Genomic DNA, 6,802 nt, shown 5'->3' with positions numbered 1-6,802 from the left:
TAAGTTAGTAAGACTCCTGGAAGACCACCAGGTTGATAGGTTAGAGGTGTAAGCATGGTAACATGTTCAGCTGACTAATACTAATAAGTCGAGGGCTTGACCAAATTATAAAGATAATGCGATAAATTAATTTCACTGTGCAATTTTGAGAGAATATTTATATTCTCTATCTGGTGATTATGGCCTGAAGGTAACACCCGTTCCCATACCGAACACGAAGGTTAAGCTTCAATGCGCCGATGGTACTGCAGGGGTAACCTTGTGGAAGAGTAGGTCGTCGCCAGATTATAAAAAAACACTAAGTATAACTTAGTGTTTTTTTTGCGTTAATATAAAAAGAAAGTTAAGACATCTATATTTTATAGATGCCTTAACCACAGATAATCATATATAATTAAGATTTCTTTAATTAGTAGTCTTAATTTGTTAGAAATTAAGGGATTAATTTTTGAAGTTTATATGGTAAATACTTACTTGTTGTTTTATACTTTAATTAAAGCTATTAGAAGAAACAAAGAAAAAATAGTAAAACAATAAAAGTTGTTTTGCAACTTCTATAGCTGCATATAAGTAGTACTTTTAATACGTATATAAGCAAATTAATAATGAAAAGGAGTAACTTTTTTATGAATATTAATGCTAATGTAAGGTCACTGGTTAATGATTTTTCAAAACTAAAAGAAGTCGACGGCATATTATTAAGTGGATCACACGCAACAAAAACTAATGATAAAGATTCAGATTATGATATATACATTTATAACTCTAAGGAAATCCCCTTAGAAACGAGAAAGATAATTACTGATAAATATTGTAGCTACATGGAACTAAATAATACCTTTTGGGAGACAGAAGATGATGGATTTCTAAAAGAAGGTAATATACCTGTGGAAATTATATATAGAGACTTAGCTTGGATTGACGGTTTATTAAATAGAATCTTAGTAAAATGTGAAGCAGATATAGGATATACTACTTGCTTTTGGGCTAACTTCATAAATTCAATTATACTTTACGATAAAAATGGTGATTTAGATAAACTACAAAAGAAGTACAAGATAGGCTACCCTTATGAATTAAAGCAAAACATAATAAAAAAGAATTATCCATTACTAAAGCTTCAAATGCCTTCATATTATTATCAAATAGAGAAGGCTTTAAATAGAGATGATTTTATCAGTGTAAATCACAGAGTAGCAGCCTTGTTTGCAAGTTATTTTGATATTATATTTGCTGTAAATGAAATGTTGCATCCAGGTGAGAAAAAAATTCTTAAAATCATAAAGGATAATAATTTAAAAGTGCAAACAGATATGGAAATAAACGTTAATAATATTTTAAAGTATACAGCATCAAATAATGTAGCGATATTATTAGAAATAGATTTATTGATAGGTAAATTAGATATACTACTAAAAAATGAAGGGCTAGCATATGGTGGCTAGTTAAAATATTTTCAAAAAATATTGATTTTGAAAAAAGAGTAGTTAGAATAATTATATTCTCATTAGCTAAAACTAATGGCGAAAACCTACCAGTAGAAATATATATTTATAATGATACAAGTTGCTTGGAAAACAAACTAATAATTGGCTTCTCGAATTCTGTTTAATGTTTTAAACAGGAAAATGCATAAAGGAGGAAGGAAATAACATGGAAAGAGGGAATTCAAAATTAGGCTACTTTATATCATCATTTATAGGTATATTAGTAGGCGCCGGATTGCTTTTTGCAATAGTTCAATATAGTCCATTTGTAAAAGGTACTGTAACGGAGAAAAATTTAAATCCCAAAACCTCAGTAATACAACAACCTGTTATTCGAAAAACTGGTACTTCAACTATAAGCATAGTTGCTAAAAATTTAATGCCAGCAGTAGTAGGTGTCACTTCTACTATCAATTCAACCGCAACTTCAAAAGGTGGATCAGTGGTTGGTTCTGGAATAATAGTAGATAAAAAAGCCTATATACTTACTAATAATCATGTAGCAAATAAACAAGCAAATGATATCACAGTTTCTTTATTTGATGGAAGAGATTTAAAAGGAAAGGTTGTATGGTCTGATGAGGGCTTAGACTTAGCAGTTCTAAAAATTAGTGGAGATAACTTGACGGTGGCACCACTTGGTGATTCTAAGATACTTACGGTTGGTGATACAGCAATTGCGATAGGAAACCCACTTGGGCTTACCTTTCAAAGAACAGTTACCTCTGGAATTATAAGCGCAATCAATAGAACTATTGGTGAACCAGGTGGACTCTTTATGGAGGATTTACTTCAGACTGATGCTTCAATTAATCCTGGGAATAGTGGTGGGCCATTAATTAATATTAACAGTGAAGTTATTGGAATTAATACTGTAAAAGTGACAAGTGCTGAAGGCATGGGCTTTGCTATACCAATAAATATAGTAAAACCTATATTAAAGAGCATTAAGGAAAAAGGAAATTTCGTAACCCCTATAATAGGTATTCAAGGAATAGATAAACAAATGGCAGGTTTTGTTTCTGATATTAAAGTACAAAAGGGGATATATGTTTATGAAGTTAAAAGTGGAAGCCCTGCTGAACTTCAAGGTATAAAGAAAGGTGATATAATTTTATCAGTTAATGGAACTTCAGTAAATACTATGGTAGAATTCAGGTCAAATCTTTATAGTATTGGAGTCGGTAATTCAGTAACACTAAAAATTAAAGGTAGTAATAATAAGGAGAAAAATATTAATATAAAACTTGTGGGTGCAGCAGATTAATAAATATACTTTACTCATTATATAAAATTTAATAAAGACCAGCAAATGCTGATCTTTATTAAATTTAATTTCTAATGATATTTTAGATGCAAAAGTAAAAACTATAGATGAGGTGATTTAATTGGTTGATTTAGCACTTCTAGGATGTGGAGGGGGAATGCCAATTCCTGAAAGATATCTATCTTCACTTCTCATAAGTTATAAAGGAAGAAAGATACTACTTGACTGCGGAGAAGGAACTCAGGTATCTATGAAAATACTTGGTTGGGGATTTAAATCCATAGACGTAATTTGTATAACTCATGGACATGCGGATCACATTGTGGGACTCCCAGGAATTCTTTTAACAATTGGTAATAGTGGCAGAACTGATCCCATTACTATAATTGGGCCCATTGGTATTACAGAGATTGTGAAAGGGCTAAGGGTTGCAGCACCTTACCTTCCTTATGAACTTAATATCTTAGAAAATCCACAAGAACCTGTTGAAATACAAGCTTTAATAAATTCTGATAATCCTTCTATAGGAGGATTTAATGATTTAATAATTTCAACACTGGAACTTGAGCACTCAACTAATTGTTTGGGTTATAGTTTCTATTTTAGCAGGAAACCAAAATTTGAAGTAGAAAGTGCAACTAAAAATAAAATACCGAAAAAGTTTTGGAATAGACTTCAAAAAAATGAAATTATAATTGAACATGGTAATACATATTTGCCAAGTATGGTGCTTGGCAAAGAACGAATAGGAATAAAAATTAGTTTTATAACAGATACAAGAGTAGTTGGGAAAATAACAACTTTTATTAAGGAAAGTGACTTGTTTATTTGTGAGGGAACTTATGGTAATGAAGATGATATTGAAAAAGCTATAAGGAACAAACATATGACCTTTAGTGAGGCAGCAGAACTTGCTTTAAGTGGAGAAGTACAAGAACTCTTATTAACACATTTTAGTCCTTCAATGCTTAACCCTGAAGAGTATAAGGATAGAGCAGAGGGTATTTTTAAAAATACTACTATTGGATTTGATAGATTAGTAAAAACTATATCATTTAAAGATTAGAAAAATAGTATTTTATCTAATCATTTTATGTATATTATCTTTTTAATATTTTGTCGTATAATAAATATCTTAGTAGATATAATAATAACGGGTAGTTTATTAAATAAAAAAACAAAAGGGGATATGAAATTATGGAAAACAAACCAGATGACAGAAGAGATAATGTAGATAAAATTCAAAACAATATCACTAATACTATTGAGAATTATAATCTTGCTGAAGAAGCTATTGAAAAAACAGATGACGAAAAAGATAAAAGAGCAATAGAAGAAAAGAATCAGAGAAGACTAGATTCTATAGATGGTATGAGATCAGAAGTTAAAGATGAGGCAAGTGATAAAAAAAACAGATATAAATAGAGTGAAAATGCAATATGTTTATAATATTCATATACTTATTGCACTTATTAAGGATTAAAGCAGTTACTAACAAACCAAGAGATGATCTCTGTGCTATGTTGTACAGGGTCATTTTTAAAATCCTAACCATGTATTCATCTGTATAATAAATATATGGTACGCCTTGGTAGCAAAATTGAAAGGCTATTGCCGGCGTACTCAGTTAAAAAACTCTTAGTATTATGGCTATCAATTAGATTCCAAAGCTACTTTGTGATACTGTTCATGTAAGAAGTTCTATTAAAGGATAGCACGTCGCTAAATTGTTTTATAGTATATCAATTTCTAATAAATCATTGCCATTTAAGTAATAGTCCTTTTCATACACTAATAAATTCACTGGTATTTCATTTTCATTTTGTATTTGAAGGATGGTTTTAGTAAATTTAATGTTTAGAAGTGCACCTCTAAACATTATTTTAAAAGAATATGAGCACCAATGATCTGGGATGAAGGGGTTTAAAATTAGCTTATTATTGATAATTCGTAGCCCACCGAAGCCATGTACTACTGCCATCCAAGTTCCAGCCATGCTAGTTATATGACAGCCATCTTTTGTATCATTGTTATAATTATCAAGGTCAAGTCTAGATGCCATTAAATACATATCATAAGCTTTATCATGATTTCCAATTTTCGCAGCTAATATAGTATGAATGCAAGGGGACAAGGAAGACTCATGCACCGTTCTAGCTTCATAGAAATCAAAATTTCTTTTAATTGTAGCAACATCATATTCCTGTTCAAATAAATAAATACCTTGAAGTACATCAGCTTGTTTTATAAAGCAGGAACGCAGTATTCTATCCCACGACCAGTTTTGATTTATTGGTATATTTTTTTTATTAAGGTCTTTGACTAATATCTGCTCTTTATCCATGAAGCCATCTTGTTGAAGGAAAATTCCAAGTGCTTTATCACAGGGATAGTACATATTTTTAATAATGTTTTTCCAATTAATTATCTCATCATCTTTAAAATTAAGTTTTACTACAAGTTCATCTAATCTTTTATGATCAGTTTCACTTAGATAATTTATAACCTTAAGTGTATACTCTAAAGTCCAGCAGGCAATTTTATTAGTATACCAGTTATTATTAACATTGTTTTCATATTCATTAGGTCCAGTGACACCTAGAATCATATATTTATTTTTACTTCTTGAAAAAGTAATTCTTTGAGCCCAAAATCTTGATATGGCTATAAGTACCTCAAAACTAAATTCACCAAGGCAAGACTTATCTCCAGTATAATTTACGTAATTATATATAGCGTAAGCAATGGCACCATTTCTATGAATTTCCTCAAAGGTTATTTCCCACTCATTATGGCATTCCTCACCGTTCATTGTTACCATAGGGTATAGTGCTGCTCCATTTTCAAAACCTAACTTTTCAGCATTTTCTATGGCTTTGTCTAATTGGTTGTATCTATACAATAAAAGATTTCTAGAAACTCTTTCCTTCGAAGTACTTAAATAGAAGGGAATGCAGTAAGCTTCAGTATCCCAGTATGTGCTCCCACCATATTTTTCACCAGTGAAACCTTTTGGTCCTATGTTTAATCTATAATCTTCTCCCGTATAGGTTTGATTTAATTGGAATATATTAAATCGAATTCCTTGCTGAGCAGAAACATCACCTTCAATAACAATATCGCTTTCTGTCCATTTTTCACTCCAAGCCTGAGATTGTTCTTTTAAGAGCATTTCAAATCCATCTTTTTTCGCATTGCTCGCAAGTTCCCTAGTTATTTTAATTAATTTTGGTATTTCATAATATCTTGATGAGGTATTTGCAACATATTTATAAATTACAAGTTCATCATTTTTATCGCAATGGACTGAAACTGTATTTGCAACATATTTTTCACTTTGGTTAAGTGTTACAATTGGTTTAATTATTTCGCCATTTTTAGTTATTTCATAGGTCATGTTTGTGCAGACGTGGAAATCTAATTTCTTAGTCTTTAACATCACATATGCTTCATACGGTATAACATCTTTTGAAATCTCATCCCAAAACTTCTCATCATAGTTGGAATCAGAATTCATAACGTTCCCATCAAGGTAAGGTGAAATTTCTAATTTACCGTTGAAATTTAATGGCTTAATTGAATACTTTATTGCACCTAGTTCACTCTTAGACATGCTAATAAACCTTTTAGTTTTTACTTCAACTTCATTTCCATTTATAAGTACAGCCACAAAGCTTCTTTGCAGATAACCTTCTTTCATATTCAAAACTCTTTCAAATCGTCTCACAAAACACTTAGCAAGATCTAAAGGAGAATCATTAATTTTAATGCTTATACCAATCCAATTTGTTGAGTTTAAAACTTTAGCAAAATATTCTGGATATCCGTTTTTCCACCAACCAACTCTTGTTTTATCAGGATAGTAAACCCCTGCTATATAACTTCCATTAAGAGAGTTACCACTGTAGTCTTCTTCAAAATTTGCTCTTTGTCCCATACATCCATTACCTAAACTAAAAATACTCTCAGATATTTCATTGTTGTCAACATTAAAGCCCTCTTCAATAATATTCCACTCATCTAATTTATAATAGTGTTTCATTTAAAT

At 30.6% G+C, this 6,802-nt stretch carries 5 protein-coding genes and 2 rRNA genes; 6 read left to right on the top strand and 1 reads right to left on the bottom strand.

Annotation, left to right across the window (positions count from 1 at the left end; translation table 11 throughout):
* From LGK95_RS15990 to tlp, 6 genes are all read left to right on the top strand, one after another.
* Window positions 1–104 (top strand): 23S ribosomal RNA (locus LGK95_RS15990); the annotation flags it as partial.
* A 65-nt stretch (window positions 105–169) separates the two neighbouring features.
* Window positions 170–286: ribosomal RNA gene (gene rrf, locus LGK95_RS15985) — 5S ribosomal RNA — on the top strand.
* Between the two features lie 340 nt (window positions 287–626).
* Window positions 627–1,445 (top strand): nucleotidyltransferase domain-containing protein, encoded by an 819-nt coding sequence (locus tag LGK95_RS15980; RefSeq protein ID WP_226125774.1) that lies wholly within the window; start codon window positions 627–629, stop codon window positions 1,443–1,445.
* A 208-nt stretch (window positions 1,446–1,653) separates the two neighbouring features.
* Window positions 1,654–2,754 (top strand): S1C family serine protease, encoded by a 1,101-nt coding sequence (locus LGK95_RS15975; protein ID WP_226125773.1) that lies wholly within the window; start codon window positions 1,654–1,656, stop codon window positions 2,752–2,754.
* A 121-nt stretch (window positions 2,755–2,875) separates the two neighbouring features.
* Entirely contained in the window at window positions 2,876–3,820 is a 945-nt protein-coding gene (locus tag LGK95_RS15970) for a ribonuclease Z (protein ID WP_226125772.1), read from the top strand.
* Between the two features lie 131 nt (window positions 3,821–3,951).
* Complete coding sequence (gene tlp, locus LGK95_RS15965; protein WP_226125771.1) at window positions 3,952–4,179, top strand: small acid-soluble spore protein Tlp; 228 nt, start codon at window positions 3,952–3,954, stop codon at window positions 4,177–4,179.
* Between the two features lie 307 nt (window positions 4,180–4,486).
* On the opposite strand, the gene LGK95_RS15960 is transcribed toward tlp, so the two are convergent.
* Entirely contained in the window at window positions 4,487–6,796 is a 2,310-nt protein-coding gene (locus LGK95_RS15960) for a family 65 glycosyl hydrolase domain-containing protein (RefSeq protein WP_226125770.1), read from the bottom strand.
* Window positions 6,797–6,802 lie beyond the last annotated feature (6 nt).

This window comes from Clostridium algoriphilum, assembly GCF_020443705.1.
In the GTDB taxonomy this organism is placed as follows: Bacteria; Bacillota; Clostridia; order Clostridiales; family Clostridiaceae; genus Clostridium_AD; species Clostridium_AD algoriphilum.
The sequence above is the reverse complement of the archived record's forward strand: the minus strand, read 5'-3'. Positions and strand labels throughout refer to the sequence as shown.